17 protein-coding genes are annotated in these 20,131 nt (G+C 52.1%); 13 read left to right on the forward strand and 4 right to left on the reverse strand.

What is annotated here, in order from left to right:
* Positions 1–222: 222 nt before the first annotated feature.
* Both yeiP and CWS43_RS06180 read left to right on the forward strand, forming a co-directional pair.
* Complete coding sequence (gene yeiP / locus CWS43_RS06175; RefSeq protein WP_101076045.1) at positions 223–795, forward strand: elongation factor P-like protein YeiP; 573 nt, start codon at positions 223–225, stop codon at positions 793–795.
* Between the two features lie 274 nt (positions 796–1,069).
* Positions 1,070–2,539, forward strand: a complete 1,470-nt coding sequence (locus tag CWS43_RS06180) for a mannitol dehydrogenase family protein (protein WP_101076046.1) — start codon at positions 1,070–1,072, stop codon at positions 2,537–2,539.
* A gap of 58 nt (positions 2,540–2,597) precedes the next feature.
* Here CWS43_RS06180 and CWS43_RS06185 read toward each other — a convergent pair whose 3' ends face one another.
* A complete protein-coding gene (locus tag CWS43_RS06185; protein WP_101076047.1) occupies positions 2,598–3,329 on the reverse strand; it encodes a GntR family transcriptional regulator in 732 nt (243 codons plus the stop codon).
* A 256-nt stretch (positions 3,330–3,585) separates the two neighbouring features.
* Positions 3,586–3,894, reverse strand: coding sequence for a type 1 fimbrial protein (locus tag CWS43_RS06190; RefSeq protein WP_101076048.1), 309 nt, complete (start codon positions 3,892–3,894; stop codon positions 3,586–3,588).
* A gap of 214 nt (positions 3,895–4,108) precedes the next feature.
* On the opposite strand from CWS43_RS06190, the gene CWS43_RS06195 reads away from it, so the two are divergent.
* From CWS43_RS06195 to yejF, 8 genes are all read left to right on the forward strand, one after another.
* The gene (locus tag CWS43_RS06195) at positions 4,109–5,083 is read left to right on the forward strand and encodes a GTP-binding protein (protein ID WP_101076049.1); all 975 of its coding nucleotides are present in this window, start codon (positions 4,109–4,111) and stop codon (positions 5,081–5,083) included.
* 60 nt (positions 5,084–5,143) lie between these two features.
* Positions 5,144–5,857 carry a phosphatase PAP2 family protein gene (locus CWS43_RS06200; protein WP_101076050.1) on the forward strand — a complete coding sequence of 238 codons (714 nt, stop codon included), beginning with the start codon at positions 5,144–5,146 and terminating at the stop codon, positions 5,855–5,857.
* A 428-nt stretch (positions 5,858–6,285) separates the two neighbouring features.
* Positions 6,286–6,861 (forward strand): bifunctional murein DD-endopeptidase/murein LD-carboxypeptidase, encoded by a 576-nt coding sequence (gene mepS / locus CWS43_RS06205; RefSeq protein WP_101076051.1) that lies wholly within the window; start codon positions 6,286–6,288, stop codon positions 6,859–6,861.
* Positions 6,862–7,024: 163 nt separating this feature from the next.
* Positions 7,025–8,608, forward strand: coding sequence for a cyclic di-GMP phosphodiesterase (locus CWS43_RS06210; RefSeq protein ID WP_232776708.1), 1,584 nt, complete (start codon positions 7,025–7,027; stop codon positions 8,606–8,608).
* Between the two features lie 194 nt (positions 8,609–8,802).
* Positions 8,803–10,608 (forward strand): extracellular solute-binding protein, encoded by a 1,806-nt coding sequence (locus tag CWS43_RS06215; RefSeq protein WP_101076052.1) that lies wholly within the window; start codon positions 8,803–8,805, stop codon positions 10,606–10,608.
* Between the two features lie 10 nt (positions 10,609–10,618).
* Positions 10,619–11,713, forward strand: coding sequence for a microcin C ABC transporter permease YejB (gene yejB / locus CWS43_RS06220; protein WP_101076053.1), 1,095 nt, complete (start codon positions 10,619–10,621; stop codon positions 11,711–11,713).
* Entirely contained in the window at positions 11,713–12,762 is a 1,050-nt protein-coding gene (locus CWS43_RS06225) for an ABC transporter permease (RefSeq protein WP_101076054.1), read from the forward strand. Before yejB ends, CWS43_RS06225 begins: the two co-directional genes overlap by 1 nt.
* 1 nt (position 12,763) lies before the next feature.
* Entirely contained in the window at positions 12,764–14,377 is a 1,614-nt protein-coding gene (gene yejF / locus CWS43_RS06230) for a microcin C ABC transporter ATP-binding protein YejF (protein ID WP_101076055.1), read from the forward strand.
* A gap of 17 nt (positions 14,378–14,394) precedes the next feature.
* On the opposite strand, the gene CWS43_RS06235 is transcribed toward yejF, so the two are convergent.
* Positions 14,395–14,739: a YejG family protein gene (locus tag CWS43_RS06235; RefSeq protein WP_101076056.1), complete on the reverse strand. Its 345-nt coding sequence runs from the start codon at positions 14,737–14,739 to the stop codon at positions 14,395–14,397.
* A 691-nt stretch (positions 14,740–15,430) separates the two neighbouring features.
* On the opposite strand from CWS43_RS06235, the gene CWS43_RS06240 reads away from it, so the two are divergent.
* From CWS43_RS06240 to CWS43_RS06250, 3 genes are read left to right on the forward strand one after another with little or no spacing between them, the layout of a single operon-like run.
* Positions 15,431–16,045, forward strand: a complete 615-nt coding sequence (locus CWS43_RS06240; protein WP_101076057.1) for a sorbitol dehydrogenase family protein — start codon at positions 15,431–15,433, stop codon at positions 16,043–16,045.
* Positions 16,045–17,700, forward strand: coding sequence for a GMC family oxidoreductase (locus CWS43_RS06245; RefSeq protein ID WP_101076058.1), 1,656 nt, complete (start codon positions 16,045–16,047; stop codon positions 17,698–17,700). Before CWS43_RS06240 ends, CWS43_RS06245 begins: the two co-directional genes overlap by 1 nt.
* Positions 17,697–19,100 (forward strand): cytochrome c, encoded by a 1,404-nt coding sequence (locus CWS43_RS06250; protein WP_101076059.1) that lies wholly within the window; start codon positions 17,697–17,699, stop codon positions 19,098–19,100. The genes CWS43_RS06245 and CWS43_RS06250 overlap by 4 nt, the downstream gene beginning before the upstream one ends.
* A gap of 94 nt (positions 19,101–19,194) precedes the next feature.
* On the opposite strand, the gene idnO is transcribed toward CWS43_RS06250, so the two are convergent.
* Positions 19,195–19,959: a gluconate 5-dehydrogenase gene (idnO, locus tag CWS43_RS06255; protein ID WP_101076060.1), complete on the reverse strand. Its 765-nt coding sequence runs from the start codon at positions 19,957–19,959 to the stop codon at positions 19,195–19,197.
* Positions 19,960–20,131: the final 172 nt, after the last annotated feature.

Consider the following 20,131-nt stretch of genomic DNA (forward strand, 5'->3'; position numbering starts at 1 on the left):
TTTGAGGCGCGACAATAGCAGGCGCGCAACACCGCCACCAGCGAAATATTTACGACTCTTTAACACTGTATATCGAACATTTTTAATGTCGGCAGGCAGACCACAAAAATTGCGTCAGAAAGCGGGTTTTCCCGACTCTTTTTACGCTATCTGCTTGCCTGAAATCAGCGGCGCGGGTAACGTGTCGCAAATTATTATTCTCTCTGCTGACAGGTTATTTATATGGCACGTGCTAACGAAATTAAACGCGGCTTCGTTGTGAACTACGACGGCAAATTGCTGCTGGTAAAAGACATTGATGTGCAGAGCCCAAGCGCCCGTGGTGCCAGCACCTTGTACAAAATGCGTTTCGCCGATGTGCGTACCGGCGGCAAAGTGGAAGAACGCTTCAAAGGTGACGATATTCTCGATACCGTGACCCTGACCCGCCGTAAGGTGAATTTCTCCTACGTTGACGGCGACGAGTACATCTTTATGGATGACGAAGACTTCACGCCTTACACCTTCAACAAAGCGCAGATTGAAGACGAACTGTTGTTCATTCCTGAAGAAGGTTTGCAGGGTATGCAGGTTCTGACGCTGGACAGCCAGCTGCTGGCGCTGGAAATGCCACAGACGGTGGATCTGGAGATTATTGAAACCGCGCCGGGCATCAAAGGTGCGTCTGCAAGCTCACGTACCAAACCCGCTGTGATGGCTACCGGCCTGAATATCCAGGTGCCAGAATATCTGAGCTCCGGCGACAAAATCCGCATCCATATTGCTGAACGTCGTTATATGGGCCGCGCTGACTAAGGTCAGTTGCCCCGCTTTTTAAAGGGAACGCCACGGCGTTCCTTTTTTTTTGCTTCGCACTTCTCATCACAAATTTCTCAGACACTCGATCTGCATCACAAAACGAGTGGCTGTCTGGACTTACCAATTCCCCTTTCTATCATATGACTTTACACTCTAAAGCCTGATTTCGGCTTAAATCGTCGCTTTATCCAGCATAATTTTAAACTGACGGGTAAACAGCCCCAATTTGGCCTGACCAATTTCATTATTTCTGACTTGCCTGGAGTATTGCATGAAAACTATTGCCACAGCGTCTCTGCCAGCAGCAGTGTCATTACCTGGTTATGATCGTGACGCATTGAAAAGCCGCATTGTTCATCTCGGATTTGGTGCTTTCCATCGCGCCCATCAGGCATTACTGACTAACCGGGTGTTAAATCAGCAAGGTGGCGACTGGGGGATCTGTGAAGTCAGCCTGTTTGGCAATGAGTCGTTAATCAAAAGTTTACGCGAGCAGGATCATCTTTTTACCGTTCTGGAAAAAGGTGCCGAAGGGAATCAGGCCATTATCGTCGGCTCTGCGCATGAGTCCGTCCATGGCGGGATCGACGGGCTGGATGCCGTGCTGGCAAAACTCACCGAACCCCAGGTGGCGATCGTGTCACTGACCATCACCGAAAAAGGCTATTGCATTGAACCCGGCTCCGGCGAACTGGATCTGCAAAACCCGAAAATTCAGCAGGATCTGGCCGGTGGTCAGGCACCCTGCACCGCGCCTGGCGTGTTAGTGGAAGCGCTGCGTCTGCGTCATGAGCGCGGCCTGCCAGGCTTTACCGTGTTGTGTTGCGACAACATTCCTGAAAATGGTCTGGTGGTCAAAAACGCCGTTCTGGGCATGGCGAGAGCCCGTTCCGCCGAACTGGCGAAGTGGATCGCTGAGAACGTTTCTTTCCCAAGCACCATGGTTGACCGTATTGTTCCGGCGGCCACCGACACTACTCTGGAAGAAATCACCGAAGCGCTGGGTGGCGTAACGGACCCGTGCGGCATTGCCTGCGAACCATTCATTCAGTGGGTGGTAGAAGATCACTTTGTTGCCGGACGCCCTGACTGGGAGAAGGCCGGTGCACAGATGGTTTCCGACGTTCTGCCCTTTGAGCAGATGAAACTGCGAATGCTGAACGGCAGCCACTCATTCCTGGCCTATCTCGGTTATCTGGCCGGTTATCAGCACATCAACGATTGCATGGAAGATGCGAATTATAAAGCAGCAGCCCATCGCCTGATGCTGCACGAGCAGGCACCCACGCTGAGCGTTGAAGGTGTGGATCTCACCGCTTATGCCGACAGCCTGATTGCCCGTTACTGCAACACGGCGCTGAAACACCGCACCTGGCAAATCGCCATGGACGGAACGATGAAGCTTCCGCAACGTATGCTCGACTCCATCCGCTGGCATGTGAAAAACGGGGGCTCTTATGAGTTGCTGGCGCTCGGTGTCGCGGGTTGGATGCGTTATATCGGCGGAACGGACGATGCGGGTCAGCCTATCGAGATTAAAGATCCGATGGCTGAAACCTTAGCTGAAATCGTGGCGTCTACCGCTGACGGCGAACCGCGTGTAAAAGCGCTGCTGGCGCTGACGGGCGTATTCGGTGAGCAATTGCCGCAGGAAGAAAAAGTGGTTCAGGCCATTCTGAATGCCTATGCTGACCTGCAAAGAGTGGGCGCGAAGAAAACCGTCGCGAAATATATGGGCTGAAAATCCATCGTATGAAGAAACGGCTGCTCCGGCAGCCGTTTCTGTTTGTGCCGCAGGGTCAGTCGTTCAGTTCTGAGGGTACGGACGAAAACAGGAATCCATCAAAAGAAGGATCATCGGCATCAGAGACTTTCAGCAGCATATCTTTTACGTTTTCCAGATGCTGCCACATCGCCTGTTTCGCGGCTTTGGCATCGCGTCGTAATACTGCCTGCAGGATTGCCTGATGGTCCAGAAGCCATATCTGACTGTAGTTTTTATCCCCGACGTGCTGATGGATCCCTTCCCACATCGAGCTGCGCTGGCGAATCTGCCATAAATCGTCCACCAGTTTTACCAGTACGCTGTTCTGTGACGCCTGCGCCAGCAGGGCGTGAAAACGCTGATCTTCAACATCGTCAGAAATGCCGCGTGCAATACAGCTTCGTTGCGCTTCAATCGCATCACGCATTTGCAGAATGTCGGTTTTGGTGGCCTGCATGGCCGCAAATGCCGCCACTTCACTCTCCAGCAACTGCCGTGCCTGCAACAGCTCAAACGGGCCGTAACCTCTGTCCGCATCTTCCGGCGGCAACACATCCGGCTGCTGCATTACATAAACGCCGGAACCTTTACGCACTTCCACGATCTTCTCAAGTTCAAGCATAATCAGCGCTTCTCTCACCACACTGCGGCTCACCGAGTAAGATTCAGCAATATCACGTTCAGGAGGAAGACGATCGCCAGGGGCATATTTCCCGGCATGGATATCACGGCGCAGATGACCGCCAATCTCCTGATAAAGTCGCATAATGTCGCCCCGTTGGTCATACTTTAAAATTGGTCCTACACCTGAAACGGCTTTTTAACCGCACAGAATGCCTGATACAGGAGAGAAAATTATAACATGCGGGCACAAAGGGGAAGAACCGAAGGGGAAAACTGACGACCCGATCAAAATTGGGTCAGCCAGTTTTTAAAGTTGTCGGGCCACTTTCGCCCTGATCAACGCCGGGAGGAAAATGACCGGTGATAAACTAATCAGTAACACTCATCATTTATCCGGTTCAGTTATACGATACGGTCATAATCGCCAGATGAGGATTGTTGCCGACCTGCTGCGTCGTGACGTGGCCTAAAGACAGCGGCAGGTTAAAAGAAAGTGGGTTTGTCGTGCTGATTTGGCGCGTCTGTTTAACCTGCGCCCCGCCCCGCTCACAGTGGCTGACGAGCTGATTCCCACCGGTATTAAACGTGCAACCGCCATCAACAATTGCCCCATAAAAATGAATGGTACCGGTTGATCCTGCGCTGACGTACTGCATCATCCCTGAGGCAAAAACGCCCAAAAACAGTCCCCATTTGATTCTGTTCATGGCAACACCTCATTTAAAATTTACATAATTAATTTTCCCGCAACTTCTACTTAACATTAATGCATCTAAAGCAATTCGCATCTCTGCACGCAAAATAATTGGGCACCGCCGGGCCAAAACTTAGCAATCCATGTCATCCATCGGCACAACGCTGGATTTTCTTAAATCGAAATTGCACATTGGCCTGTAAATTTTTTAAAACGAGCGCACGAAAATGACCAAAACCAACCTGATCACTGGCTTTCTGGGCAGCGGCAAAACGACCACGCTACGCCATCTGCTGGCTCAAAAGCCTGAGGGTGAAAGATGGGCCATATTGGTCAATGAGTTCGGGGAGGTGGGTATCGACGGCGCATTACTGGCTGACAGCGGCGCGGTGCTAAAGGAGATCCCCGGAGGATGCATGTGTTGCGTGAATGGCTTGCCTATGCAGGTAGGCCTTAACATGCTGCTGCAGCGGGAAAAACCCGATCGCCTGTTAATTGAACCCACCGGACTGGGCCATCCGAAGCAAATACTTTCTTTATTAACATCTGAGATTTACAGCAACTGGCTGACACTTAACGCCACGCTATGCCTGATGGATCCGCGTCAGTTAAGCGACCAGCGAGTCATTGAAAATGAAAATTTCCGCGATCAGCTGGCTTCCGCTGACGTGATTGTCGCCAATAAATCTGACGTTGCTCAGGCGAAAGATAAGCAGGCGCTGGAAGAATGGTTTAGCCACAATGGCGGTGCCCGCCAGTTAGTGCTGGCCACTCAGGGGGAAATTGACCCCGCCTTGCTCGATTTACCGCGCAAAAATCAGGCCGAACTGCCGGAAGGGAAACATCATCATTCGCATACTTCTCCCCGTGGATTGGCAGCGCTCAGCCTGCCGGGCACACAACGCTGGAGGCGGGCGCTTAATCAGGCCGACGGATATACCAGCTGCGGATGGATATTTGACGGTGAAACGCAATTTGATACTGCCGGTATCCTCGACTGGGCACGTCTGGCTCCGGTTGATCGGGTAAAAGGTATTATTCGGATAAAAGAAGGCGCCCTGCTGATTAACCGCCAGGGAAATGATCTGCACATTGAAACAAAACCGGCGGCGCCGTTAGACAGCAGAATTGAACTGATTACTCGCGATAATGCCCAGTGGAATGCACTTCAATCCTCTTTGTTGAAGATTCGTTTAACTTAAACGGATTAAGTTAACGCTCACTACGAAAATCATTATCCTGCTAAGAATAGGTTTTTAATTATGTATCGCCGGAATATTCCTGCAATCCTGATACTCAATATATTGGGCATTGCGCTTTTTTTATCTTTCTACCTGCCCGCAAACCACGGTTTCTGGTTCCCGATTGATAAGTCAGTTTTCTTCTTTTTCAATCGACACCTGGTCACCGATGCCTGGTTCCTGCACCTGGTCGCGATCACCAATAATCGGGCTTTTGACCTTATTTCATTGCTGGCGATGGGATTGTTATACCTGAGCTACTTCCTGAAGCAGGATAGCGCCGGCCGTCGCCGCTATATCATCATTGGCATCGTGATGCTGATGACCGCTGTGGTACTAAATCAGCTTGGGCATTTACTGCCGGTCAGCCATAAAAGCCCGTCGCTGAGCTTTGAAGGTGTCAACCGCGTCAGCCAGCTGACCGGTATCCCGACTAAAGATTCGTCCGCAGACAGCTTCCCTGGCGACCACGGCATGATGCTGATTATTTTCTCCTGCTTTATGTTGCGCTATCTGAGCCGGTTTGCGTTTGTCATCGCGCTGCTGATTACACTTATCTTTTCATTGCCACGCGTAATGATTGGGGCGCACTGGTTCACCGATATTGCGGTCGGTTCAATGTCAGTCGTACTGGTGGGTGCCAGCTGGTGGCTGATGACGCCTGCCAGCGATATGCTGATTAACTGGCTGGAGAGAAAATTACCCGGTAAAAAAAATCCTAAAACTTCGGCGTAATTTCAAGACTCATAGTTTTTAATTATGGTCAGGTGAATCTTTCTGATATGCCTGATCTTTTTTCCAGATAATTCTCAGCGTTATTTTGCTCAATTGTGGGCTCAAAACCCCTTAATGATGTGGTTTTAATCCAAATTAGTATAAAAAACACCCACCATTTTTAACATCTTTACTTACATCAGCTTACATCACAATTTCTTATAAAAAATCCCGTAAAACCTCTCGCAATCCCTTATTCATTACGGTAATCTCCAAAACGCCCATATAGAAATGGGGTAAAAACACACGCATTGATGGAAAAAACGTGCTGTAACGCACATTTTACCCAAGAGGTGTTTGTCCCCTGTGATCAGGGCAGGTAGTCTCGCTTCGTTTGGCAATTTTAATAACGATTTCATCGTTAAGGACAGCAAGGGATAACAACAATAATGGTCAAGTCTCAACCGTTTCTGAGATATATCACGCGGATAATTCCCGCGATTGGCGCAGCAATTCTTCTCTCTGCGTGTAGTGGTATGCATTCTTCGAACACAGAAAACGCACAAACTGATATGCGTGCAGTAAATGACAAAGACGGTCTTCTACTGCAAGCCTCTCAGGATGAATTCGAAGCAATGGTTCGCAACGTCAACGTAAAATCCAAAATTATGGAACAGTACGCTGGCTGGAAAGGCGTTCGTTATCGGTTAGGCGGTGACAGCAAGCGTGGTATCGATTGCTCAGCGTTCGTTCAGGTAACATTCCGCGAACAATTTGGTATGGATTTACCTCGTTCAACTTATGAACAGGAAGACACAGGCAAGAAAATTCAGCGCACTAAACTGCGTCCGGGTGATCTGGTTCTGTTCCGTGCTGGCTCAACAGGCCGTCACGTCGGTATTTATTTAGGTAATGATCAGTTTGTTCACGCATCCACGAGCGCGGGTGTGATGATTTCAAGCCTGAATGATTCCTACTGGAATAAACGATACCGTGAAGCAAGACGAGTTTTGGTTAACGGCTGATTGCGTTAACTCATGATTTAGTTCTTGTTGTCCTATGCCAAGCGAATAAAAAAACGTCATCTTGAATGGCGTTTTTTTATGCCTGTAATAAAGTGTATTAGATGGCTGTTGTTTTTTTGACTGCGTTATACTTTTATTTCCTCGGCGAAAAAGGGCAAAACATATGGGTTTAAAAACGGCGCTAACACACACCGTATTACCCAAGCGCCGGTATCTGAAAAAAAGTGTCCTTTTCTCCACGTTATTTTTTATTTTCTTTACCGTCTTCACGCTCATTGTCATTAAAACCAACACCCTCCGGGAGCAAAATCAAATTGCTCAGCGAACTGCCCAGTTCACAGAAAACTACCTGCACCAGCTCACCGATACCATGCACCGGATTAGCTTACTGACGGACGAGCCCTGCAACTCTGTTGCCGGTGAATTAAACCGTGATGCCGCCTTCAGTATTGGCGTCCGTGATTTTCAGCTGGTCCGTAACGGGATGGTTTTTTGTTCTTCTGCTTCCGGCACGCAAAATATGCCTGCTAACAGCACCCTGCACGGCATCGACTTTGACAAGATGATGAGTATCGATCTGCAGATGGGCACCCCTGCGGTTCCCAACCGGGCGGTGATCATTGTCTGGCAACGTAATCCTGGCGTATCGAATGATGGCGTGCTTGCCACGCTGGAGCTGACATTATCGCCTTATATGCTCTTTGCACAGCCAGGTTCCGGCTATCGCGGCTTCGCTCTGCTGGTCGGAGACACCGCGCTCACCTCCTCTCATGATAGGCTGCTACCTGTGAGCCAGTTGCCGGATAGCCATTTTATTGAAGTTAACGTTGAAAATTACCCTTTCACCGTGAGGCTCTATTCCCCTTCACTGACCAGCGATAATGTTCTTTTCACTTTGTCAGGAGGCCTGCTGCTTAGCCTGATGGTTTGCGCACTCATCTACCACAGCCTGCTTAACCGGCATAACGTGGAACGGGAGATTATTAGGGGGCTAAAAAATAAAGAATTTTTCGTTGAATATCAGCCTATTATAGATTCAAAAAATCTCAAAATCAGAGGTGTGGAAGCCTTGCTCCGCTGGCAACACCCCATTGAAGGGCGCATTCCACCGGATGTTTTTATCGGATATGCAGAAAATCAGGGGCTGATCGTCGAGCTGACACAGCACATGATGTCGCTCGTTGCCGCAGACGCCCATCAGCTGCAACACGCATTTTCAGCCCCGGGAAAGCTCAGCATCAATATTTCCCCGCATCACATGGGCAAAGTCAGTTTCCACGATGACGTCATGAATTTTATCGAAGCGTTACCAGAGAACGCTTTTCAGGTCGTTTTTGAAATTACAGAACGCGGGATGATTGATACGGAAGATGCGCTGCGTGAGTTCAACTGGCTGCGCCGCCATAAGATTGAAATCGCTATTGATGATTTCGGTACCGGGCACAGTGCGCTCATCTATCTTGAAAAATTCACACTGGATTACCTGAAAATTGATCGTGGCTTTGTGATGTCGATTGATCAGAAAACCCTTATCGCCCCGGTTCTGGATACCGTGCTCAAACTGACAGAAGAGCTGAAGCTCAAAACGGTGGCTGAAGGTGTAGAAACACAGATGCAGGCCGAGTATCTGCGCAATCATGGCGTCACCTTTTTACAGGGATATCTCTACAGTAAACCGTTAGGATTGCCCGTGCTCATGGACTTCATCCGTGATTTCAACGAGAAAGAAGCGGCTTACCAGATTTGACCCGAGTCTGCCCCTCACCTTTTGTTCCATTTTTCTTTTAGGCGACGGTCTCCGGATATGATAAAAAGGCCGAAATCAGGGATGACATCCGAGACCTGCGCCCACAAGGTCTTCGAGATCAATTGATTAATACTTAACAATAGCCTGCGTTGATACCACGCAGGCTATCGCCATCAAAGGAGTGCAGATCCAGGATGTTTTCTCGCGTGTTTGCCGTTGCGCTGTGCCTGCTGAGTCTCAGCGCACAGGCCGAGGTCATACAAGACAGCTACGCGTTCGCTATTTTAGGCGAACCGAAATATGTCTCAAACTTCACCAGTTTTGACTACGTCAATCCCGCCGCGCCGAAAGGCGGGCAGATTACGCTGGCTGCCATCGGCACTTATGACAACTTCAACCGTTTCGCCTCCCGCGGCAACCCGGCGGTGCGCAGCGGTTCGCTGTACGACCCGCTTTTCACGACGTCGAGTGATGAAATCGGCAGCTATTATCCGCTGATTGCCGATTCCGCACGTTACGACAGCCAGTACCGCTGGGTCGAAGTGGATATCAATCCCCGCGCCCGTTTCAATGACAACACACCGATCACCGCCAGCGACGTGGAATTCACGTTCAAAAAGTTCATGACGGAAGGCGTTCCTCAGTTCCGCGTGGTGTATAAAGGTGTGGAAGTTAAAGCCATCTCACGGCTGACGGTACGCATGGTGCTGCCAAAAGCTGACAAAGACATGATGCTCGGGCTGCTCGGCCTGCCGATCCTGCCGAAAGCATTCTGGGAAAAACATAAATTCAATGAGCCGCTGAGCACGCCACCGCTGGGCAGCGGCCCATACCGTATCAGTGATTATAAGCTTGGTCAGTACATCACGTACTCGCGCGTGCCGGATTACTGGGCCGCCAATCTGCCCGTTAACCGTGGCCGCTATAATTTCGATACGATCCGCTACGATTACTATCTCGACGACAACGTCGCCCTCGAAGCTTTCAAATCCGGTGCTTTTGATTTCCGGATGGAAACCTCCCCCAAGAACTGGTCAACGCAATATCTGGGCGGCAATTTCAGCAAAAACTTTATCGTGAAGGCCGATGAAGAAAATCAGGCCGCGCAGGATACGCGCTGGCTGGCTTTCAATATTCACCGCCCTCAGTTTGCCGACCGCAAGGTGCGCGAAGCCCTGACGCTGGCCTTTGATTTTGACTGGATGAACCGGGCGCTTTATTTCGATGCCTATCAGCGCGTTGACAGTTATTTCCAGAATACGGAATACGCCGCGAAAGATTACCCGAATGTGGCGGAACTGGCGTGGCTCGGCCCGCTTAAGGATCAGGTTCCGGCTGAAGCGTTCAGCACCTTGTATCAACCGCCGCGCACGGACGGCACCGGCAATGACCGTGCAAATCTGCTCAAAGCGACTGCGCTGCTGAAAGAAGCCGGCTGGGAAGTCAGAAATCAGGTGCTGGTCAACAGCAAAACCGGTAAGCCGTTTACCTTTGAACTCCTGCTGCCCGGCGGCGGTAACTCGCAGTATGTCCTGCCGTTCCAGCATAATTTGCAGCGCCTGGGCATCAAAATGTCGATTCGTGAAGTCGACAATTCTCAGTTTGTCCGCCGCATGCGCCAGCGCGATTACGACATGATCCCGACGGTTTATCCGGCGATGTCTTACCCGAGCAGTGATTTGCAGATTTACTGGAACACCAAATATCTGGATTCCACTTACAACAAACCGGGTGTCAGCGATCCGGCCATTGACAAACTTACCGATGAGATTGCCGCTAACCAGGGCAAACCGGACGCGCTGCTGGCACTCGGGCATGCGCTGGATCGGGTACTGACCTGGAATATGTACATGATCCCGATGTGGTACACCCATCACGAACGCTATGCCTATTGGGATAAATTCTCGATGCCTGCGATCGCTCCGGCCAACGGACTGGAGCTGGATACGTGGTGGTATGACATGAACCGTGCAGCACGTTTGCCTGCGCAACGCCGTTGAGGAGCACATTGTGGCCGCTTATCTCTTAAGACGACTGCTTCTGGTGATCCCAACGCTTTGGGCCATCATCACCATTAACTTTTTTATCGTGCAAATTGCGCCCGGTGGTCCGGTTGATCAGGCCATTGCGGCGATAGAAATGGGGCAATCCAGCGGGCTGCCGAATTCTGCCGGTAACAGCGGTAACGGAAAAGCGTCACCCGGCGTGGCGCAGTTTGGTGAAGGCCAGTACCGTGGCGCACGGGGTCTCGACCCTGAAGTTATCGCAGAGATTACTCATCGCTTTGGTTTTGATAAACCGCTGCACGTTCGCTATTTCGACATGCTCTCCAGCTATGTGCGCTTTGATTTCGGCGACAGCCTGTTTCGCGGCTCAACCGTGATGGGGTTGGTGAAAAGTGCATTGCCGGTGTCCGTCAGCATCGGCCTGTGGAGCACGCTGATTATTTATCTGGTGTCGATCCCCCTGGGTATCCGCAAAGCGGTGCGCAACGGCTCGCGGTTTGATACCTGGAGCAGTTCCTTCATTATCATCGGCTACGCCGTGCCGCCGTTCCTGTTTGCCATCCTGCTGATTGTTCTGTTTACCGGCGGCAGTTATCTCGACTGGTTCCCGCTGCGCGGTCTGACGTCGCCCAACTTCGATACGCTGCCGTGGTACGGGAAAGTCACCGATTATCTCTGGCATGTCACATTACCGGTACTGGCGACGGTCATTGGCGGGTTCGCAACGCTGACCATGCTGACCAAAAACTCCTTTATGGATGAAGTGAGCAAACAGTACGTCGTGACCGCGCGGGCGAAAGGGCTGAATGAAAAGCAGATCTTGTACCGTCATGTCTTTCGCAACGCTATGCTGCTGGTGATTGCCGGTTTTCCGGCCACGTTTATCAGCATGTTCTTCACCGGCTCCCTGCTGATTGAAGTGATGTTTTCCCTGCAGGGTTTAGGGTTACTGGGCTACGACGCTATCGTCCAGCGCGACTTCCCGGTGATTTTCGGCACGCTTTACGTTTTCACGCTGATTGGTTTACTGCTCAATATCGTCAGCGACATCACTTACACGCTGGTTGACCCGCGTATCGACTTCGAGGGCCGTCACTGATGACCGTGAGACTCTTCAAACTCAGCACTGTCACTCAGGCGCGCTGGGCACGTTTTTGCCAAAACCGGCGCGGTTTCTGGTCGCTGTGGATCTTTATGGTTCTGCTGGTTCTGGTGCTGCTGTCCAACGTTCTCGCCAACGACAAGCCGCTGCTGGCGCGTTATCAGGGGCACTGGTATGTGCCTTTTATGGTGAATTACAGCGAAACCACGTTTGGCGGTGAGCTGGAAACACCCGCGGATTATCAGGATCCGTTTGTGCTCAAACAGCTGGAAGAACACGGCTGGGCCATCTGGGCACCGGTGCGCAGCAGCTATAAGTCGATTAATTTCTCGACCACGCAGCCCTTCCCTTCCCCGCCCTCGGCAAAAAACTGGCTGGGCACCGACAGCAACGGGCACGACGTGCTGGCGCAGATCCTTTATGGTTTACGGATCTCATTATTCTTCGGCATTTTCCTCACTGTGCTGACGTCGGTCATCGGCATTATTGCCGGCGCCACGCAGGGTTATTACGGCGGGCTTATCGACCTGCTCGGACAACGTTTTATCGAAGTGTGGTCCAGCATTCCGACACTGTTCCTGATCATTATTCTGGCCAGCGTGGTACAACCCAATTTCTGGTGGCTGCTGCTGATTACCGTGCTTTCGGGCTGGATGACGCTGGTCAGCGTCGTGCGCGCCGAATTCCTGCGCACCCGTAATTTTGATTACATCCGCGCAGCACAGGCGATGGGCGTCAGCGACCGGGCCATTATGTGGCGTCATATGTTGCCCAATGCGATGGTCGCCACGCTGACCTACCTGCCATTTATCCTTTGCGGTTCGATTACCACGCTGACGTCGCTGGATTTCCTCGGTTTCGGATTACCGCTGGGCTCACCTTCGCTGGGTACGCTGCTGCTGGAAGGTAAAAACAATTTGCAGGCACCGTGGCTGGGCATCAGTGCGTTCGTCGTGCTCGCGTCCCTGCTGTCGTTACTGATTTTCATTGGTGAAGCTGTCCGCGACGCCTTTAATCCTTCAGCACATCACGGCGAGGCGCTCTGAAATGACGGACTCTTTACTGCAAATCCGCAACCTGAGCGTGGCTTTCCGTCAGGGAAATCAGCAGCGTGAGGTGGTCAGCGACGTCTCCCTGGATATTCACGCGGGCGAAACGCTGGCGCTGGTGGGGGAATCCGGTTCAGGCAAAAGTGTCACCGCGCTGTCCGTGCTGCGCCTGCTGCCTCCTGTCGCCGTCTATCCGCAAGGGGATATTCTCTTTGAAGGCCGGTCGCTGCTCAAAGCCGACGGCACGGCCCTGCGTCAGATCCGCGGTAACCAGATTTCGATGATTTTTCAGGAACCGATGGTTTCACTTAATCCGCTGCATACCCTTGAAAAGCAGCTGACTGAGGTGCTTACGCTGCATCGCGGTCTGCGGGGTGATGCGGCGCGGAGCGAAATCTTAAGCTGCCTTGATCGTGTGGGTATCCGCCAGGCGGCTTCCCGTCTGCGTGATTTCCCACATCAGCTTTCCGGCGGCGAACGCCAGCGCGTCATGATCGCGATGGCCGTGCTGACAAAGCCAAAACTGCTGATTGCCGATGAACCGACCACCGCACTGGACGTGTCCGTTCAGGCGCAGATTTTGTCCCTGCTCGACGAGCTGAAGCAGGAAATGGGCATGGCAATGCTGTTTATCACCCATAACCTGCGCATCGTGCGACGTCTGGCGGATAACGTTGCCGTCATGCAACAAGGGCGTCTGGTCGAGCAACAACCGCGTGCCACACTTTTCAGCCAACCTCAGCACCCATATACGCAGCACCTGTTGCAGGCCGAACCTCAGGGGCGTCCGCAGCCGCTGAAAGGTGAGCCTGCCGTTTTGCTGGACGTGAAAAACCTTGATGTGGGCTTCCCGATAAAACGCGGCCTGCTGCGCCGCACCGTCGGTGTTAAACACGCCGTTAATCAGCTGAGTTTTCAACTACGACGCGGCGAAAGTCTGGGTGTCGTGGGCGAATCAGGTTCAGGGAAGAGTACGACCGGGCTGGCGCTTTTACGCCTGATGAAATCGCACGGTGAAATCTGGTTTGACGGCCAGCCGCTGCACACGTTTTCGCGCAAGCAAATGCTGCCGTTCCGCAGCCGGATACAGGTCGTATTTCAGGATCCCTTCTCGGCGCTGAATCCGCGGTTTACCGTGGAACAGATTATTGCAGAAGGTTTGCTGGTTCACCGGAAAGTGAGCGCGCAGGAGCGTGAACAGGCAGTGATACGGGCGATGCAGGAAGTCGGGCTGGATCCTCAGACACGCCACCGTTATCCGACTGAATTTTCCGGCGGTCAGCGCCAGCGTATTGCTATCGCCCGCGCACTGATTTTACAACCCGAAATGCTGATCCTCGATGAACCGACGTCGTCTCTGGATAAATCGGTGCAGGCGCAGATTCTGGCGATTCTGAGCGAACTTCAGCAACGCCATGGCCTGACCTATTTGTTTATCAGCCATGATTTGCATGTCGTCAGGTCTTTGTGTCATCAGTTGCTGGTGCTAAGAAACGGGGAAGTGGTTGAACAGGGAGATTGCGAGCAGATTTTTACTACGCCGCAGCAGGATTACACCCGCGAATTGCTGAGTGCGTCAGATGCGTTCGATGCGCAGGAGCAAATCGCCTGACGTTGTTATCAGGCGGTTCAGAATGGATAAAGCGCAGTGACAGATTCAGCGATCGCTGCGCCGATATTTTTCAGGCAGCAAAGAGTCGCACTTTCATCTTCACGTTGAACAAATAAACAAGGCTCGCCGTCGATTTCAACAATCGCCGCTTTAACCTGAATATCTTCTAAGGCATCGGTTAACTGGTGCATCACCTGCCAGGCGAATTCGCCTTCGTGGCTGAGCAACTTCAGGCCGATCAGATTGTTATCTTCATCGTTACCAGGCAGCGGAATCGGTTCAACTTTGATACCGGCAAAACCTGACAACCAGCGATAACTTTGCGGCAAACGATGTACTACCGAAAGTTGGATATTATTCACGGGGTTCCCCAGACAATGATTTACACACATCTTTTACACGATGTTTTTACAAAATAGCTACAACCGCACTGATTAAGTTATAGCCGACAGACCTGGCTTTGCCCACTTTACGTTCAAATAATTAACATTAAATTAACGTCACCAGTTGCAAGTTATCAGGCCTCAGATATTTTTATGCCTGCTCCCGGATATTCTGAGAGACAGATCTCATTTTGAGTTATTTGTAACCTTTTCCGGCCTGTTCTACAACTATTTTAACCAACTAACGTTACTTTTGATGGCTTATTTTTTTACATTTATTAAACAACACGTCACAATCCCAAAGAACATAAAATCAATAAAAACATTGATAATCATTATGTTAGAAAATAAACGTCATTATGAAACATTGTTGTCATCTGTTAATTTCAGACTGAAATGAACCAGTTGGTTACATTTTCATTGCGGTGCATCATACGTTAAATTAGTGATCTAATGTTAATAAATCAGCACAATTTGTTTGCACAATTATCTCTTCTTTGGCTTATCATCCGCACCGTTATTACTGGTATCCTTACTGGTGATCCTCTGACGGGGTAACATCAGAGGCACTAACGCACTGACAAACCTCACATTTAGCAAAACATAATAAGAAGCAGGTAAGCGAATTCACCGCCATTTGGCAAAACAACCCATTCCCAGAGAGAAAGAGATGGAAAACGATCCTTCAATCATTGGAAGCAATACATCAGAAAATGGAACCGGTTTCAGTCGGCGCGAATTGCTGAAAGGGCTGACCTCCGCGATGGTCGCAACGACCCTTCTCGGTTTTCCGTTCCTGAGTCAGGCTGAGAAAGAAGCCGCCACGCAGTCACCGGTCATCTTCGGTCAGTTCTATCTGGTATCACAGGCCATCACCGAACATAAGAATATCAGTGAAGGAACTTCCGCCCAGATTTTCAACGCCTTCTTCCGCTCCCGGCCTGACTTCCCGGCTCAGGTCAGCAAACTACATGCACTGGTTAAACCGGGCCAAGCCGCGAAAGATTTGCAGAAAGCCGCGCAGCAAAACGGTCTGGGCGAACTGGTGACGAGCATCGTCACGGCCTGGTATACCGGCACGGTCGGACATGGAACCGATTCCATTTTAGTTTCTTATAAAGATGCGCTGATGTATCGCCCGGTGAGCGACGGCCTGATTGTGCCAACTTATTGCGGTAACGGCCCGCTGTACTTCACCGCTGCACCGCCTGATGCCGCGATGCCTGAGTCTATGAACGCCGATCGTTTTACCCGTACTTCTGAATCTGATGTGAGCAAAGCCTGATGAAAAAACCTGTATTTACCGCAGACGGCGATGCGTCTGCTGATGTGATTGTTGTCGGTTCCGGCGTCGTAGGTGGCATGATTGCCGATCAGCTGGTCAGCGAAGGTTATTCCGTTCTGGTGCTGGAAGCCGGTTTACGCATCGAACGTGCGCAGGCCGTCGAAAACTGGCGCAACATGCCTTTCGATAACCGTGCGGGCTCTGACTTCCAGGGGCTGTACCCGCAGTCAGAAAACGCCCCAGCCCCGCTGTACTTCCCGGAAAATAACTATGTTCATCTGACCGGGCCAAGTGCAGGCAGCTTCAAACAAGGCTATCTGCGCACCGTCGGCGGCACCACCTGGCACTGGGCGGCGTCCTGCTGGCGTCACGTCCCGAACGATTTCAAAATGAAAACGCTGTATGGCGTGGGCCGCGACTGGCCAATTTCCTATGACGAGCTTGAGCCTTATTACTGCCGTGCCGAAGAAGAGATCGGCGTCGCAGGCCCGAACGACCCGGAACTGCAATCCCCTTCCGAACGCAGTAAGCCTTACCCGATGGAACAGGTTCCTTACGGCTATGGCGATACGCGTTTCGCCGAGATTGTGAACCCGCACGGTTACCGCTCAGTGCCGATCCCGCAAGGGCGCAGCACCCGTCCGTGGAACGGCCGCCCGACCTGTTGCGGCAATAACAACTGCCAGCCAATCTGCCCGATTGGCGCGATGTACAACGGTATCGCACACGTCGAACGCGCTGAAAACAAAGGCGCCGTGGTGCTGGCCGAGGCCGTGGTTTACAAGATTGATACCGACGAAAACAACAATGTGACGGCAGTTTACTGGCTGGATAACCAGAAAAAATCCCACAAAGCGACCGGCAAAGTGTTCGCGCTGGCCTGTAACGGCATCGAGACTCCGCGCCTGCTGCTGATGGCGGCCAACGAAAAGAACCCGAACGGCATCGCCAACTCCTCTGATCATGTGGGCCGTAACATGATGGACCACTCCGGCTTCCACTGTACGTTCATCGCCAAAGAGCCGCTGTGGATTGGCCGTGGCCCGGCACAGAGCAGCTGTCTGGTCGGCCCGCGCGACGGTGATTTCCGCAAAGATTATTCCGCCAACAAAATGATCCTCAACAACATCAGCCGCGTGATCCCTGCGACGTCCAAAGCGTTACAGATGGGGCTGGTAGGTCAGGAGCTGGACGAAGAAATCCGCCGCCGTTCTATCTTCGGCGTGGACCTGTCTATCAGCCTGGAACCGTTGCCGGACCCGGATAACCGCCTGACGCTGAGCAAAACCCGTAAAGATCCGCACGGTCTGCCGTGTCCGGACATTCATTACGACGTCGGCGATTACGTACGTAAAGGCGCGGAAGCGGCGCATAAACAACTTGAGCACATTGGCTCGCTGTTTATGGCGGAAGAATTCAACATCACCACCAGCCTGAACGCCAACAACCACATCATGGGTGGCACGATTATGGGCAACGATCCGAAGGATTCCGTGGTGAACGGCGACTGCCGGACGCACGACCATGCCAACCTGTGGTTGCCGGGCGGCGGCGCGATCCCGTCTTCCAGCGTGGTGAACAGTACGCTGACCATGGCCGCGCTGGCGCTGAAAGCCGCGGACGACATGTCAAAAAAACTGGCAGGTGCAGCATGAAAAAACTTCTCACCGCCTGCCTGTTAAGTGCGTCCCTGAGCGGTTTTGCCGCCGCACAGGACAATCAGGCTGAACTCGTCCGTCAGGGCCAGGAAGTCGCGACGGCCGCAGACTGTCAGGCCTGCCATACGGCACCTGAGGGTGGAAAACCGTTCGCGGGCGGATATGAAATCCATTCGCCGATGGGCACGATTTACACCACCAACATCACGCCGTCGAAGCAGTTTGGTATCGGGAATTACACCGAAGAACAGTTCACCCGCGCCGTGCGCGAAGGGGTGCGTCCGGACGGTGCAAATCTGTATCCGGCCATGCCTTACACCTCTTACAGCCATATGAGCGATGCCGATATGCACGCGCTGTATGCGTATTTCCAGCAAGGTGTGAAGCCGGTCGAACAGCCGAATACCGAAACTGCCCTGCCGTTCCCGTTCAACATGCGTATTGCGATGGCGGGCTGGAATCTGATGTATCTCGACAGCACGCCGTTTAAGCCGGATCCGACCAAAAGTGAGCAATGGAACCGTGGCGCATATCTGGTGAACGGTGCCGGACACTGCGATACGTGCCATACACCGCGTAACCTGATGATGGGTTCGGTGACGGATAAACCGCTGGCGGGCGGCATGGTCGGCCCGTGGTATGCGCCGAACATCAGTTCTGACCCGGTCAGCGGGATTGGCAACTGGACGCAGGCTCAGCTGGTGGAATACCTGAAAACTGGCCGGACGGCCGGGAAAAACCAGGCCGCTGGCGGCATGGCGGAAGCGGTGCAAAACAGCCTGCAATACATGTCTGACACCGATCTGAACGCGATTGCCTTCTACCTGAAAAACAGCACGCCGGTTCGCGATCCGCGTGATACACAGGCGGCGGACACCTTCGGCAAGCCGGCGAATGTCGAGGAAGGGCTGCGCGGTGCGCATCCGTTTAACTCGAACAAAACCATCGACAACGGTGCAGCATTATTCAGCGGATATTGCGCCAGTTGCCATCAGCCGGACGGCTCAGGCAGTAAAAACCAGGCGTATCCGTCGCTGTTTAACAACACCGCGACCGGCCTGGGGAATGCATCTAACCTGATTTCCGCCATTCTTTACGGCGTCGATCGTCAGGTGGGCGACCATCATGTTCTGATGCCGAAATTTGGCGTGGGTTCGTACGTCGGCCAGCTCGACGACCAGCAGATTGCGGATATTTCCAACTATGTGTTGAAGAACTACGGTAATGCCAGCGTGCAGGTCAGCGCGCAGGATGTCGCCGTGTTGCGAGCGGGCGGCCCGGTCACCTTGCTGGCGAAGCTGCAACCGCTCATGGCACCTGCAATGGTCATCGGCGTGATCATTCTGCTGGTGTTAATTTTCTGGCTCGGCAGAAAGCGTAAAGTAAGCAAAGCATAATCACGGAAGATGAAATGCAAAACGGCCCTATTCGGGCCGTTTTGTCTGCGCTGAATAGCCCTGAGAAAATAGCCGTTCACGCAAATGGAGGCCATTAAACTGCCGCCAGCATGCCGCCGTCGATAAAGAGCAAATGCCCGTTAACGAAGTCGGAAGCTTTGGATGACAAGTACACTGCGCCTCCGACCAGCTCTTCCGGATTACCCCAGCGCGCGGCTGGCGTGCGTTTGCACAGCCACTCGGAGAACTCTTTGTTATCCACCAGCGCCTGCGTCATGTCGGTTTTAAAATACCCCGGCGCAATGCCGTTCACCTGAATATTGTAGCGCGCCAGTTCAACGCACATACCGCGTGTCAGCATTTTGACGGCCCCTTTTGAGGCAGCATACGGCGTAATGGTGTCGCGGCCCAGTTCGCTTTGCATCGAACCGATATTGATAATTTTGCCGCGTTCGCGCTGGATCATGTAACGTGCCACCGCCTGCGACACCAGGAAAACGGATTTCTGATTCACCGCAATCACATCGTCCCAGTCTTTTTCCGGGAATTCGGTAAATTTGTGACGACGCTGGATCCCGGCGTTGTTCACCAGCACATCAACCGGCCCGATGGTTTTTTCAATATGGTCAATCGCCTGATTCACCGCCTGGCTGTTTGTCACATCAAATGACACAGAGTGTGCGATAAAGCCTTCCGCGCGCAGCGCTTCTGCGGCTTTCCGGGTTGATTCAGGTTGCGTCCCGTTGACGATAATTTCCGCCCCATGCTGTGCCAGACCTTTCGCAAGCAGGAAACCCAGACCGCGCGTAGAACCGGTAACCAGTATCTTTTTGTTATCCAGTGAGAAGAGATTTGTCATGACGTTGGCCTTATTAAAAAGCTGCTTATGAAAAGTTAGCCTCACTACAACGGTTTACCCGCCGCCAAACTGTGATGCAGATCACTCTCCGGGATGTTAAGAAACCCTGTTACTCCGGATGTGATCATCATCATTTTGATAACAATTTCCGGCGCTTTCTGTTTCAATAATC

This window comes from Rahnella sp. AA (genome assembly GCF_002834385.1).
GTDB lineage: Bacteria > Pseudomonadota > Gammaproteobacteria > Enterobacterales > Enterobacteriaceae > Rahnella.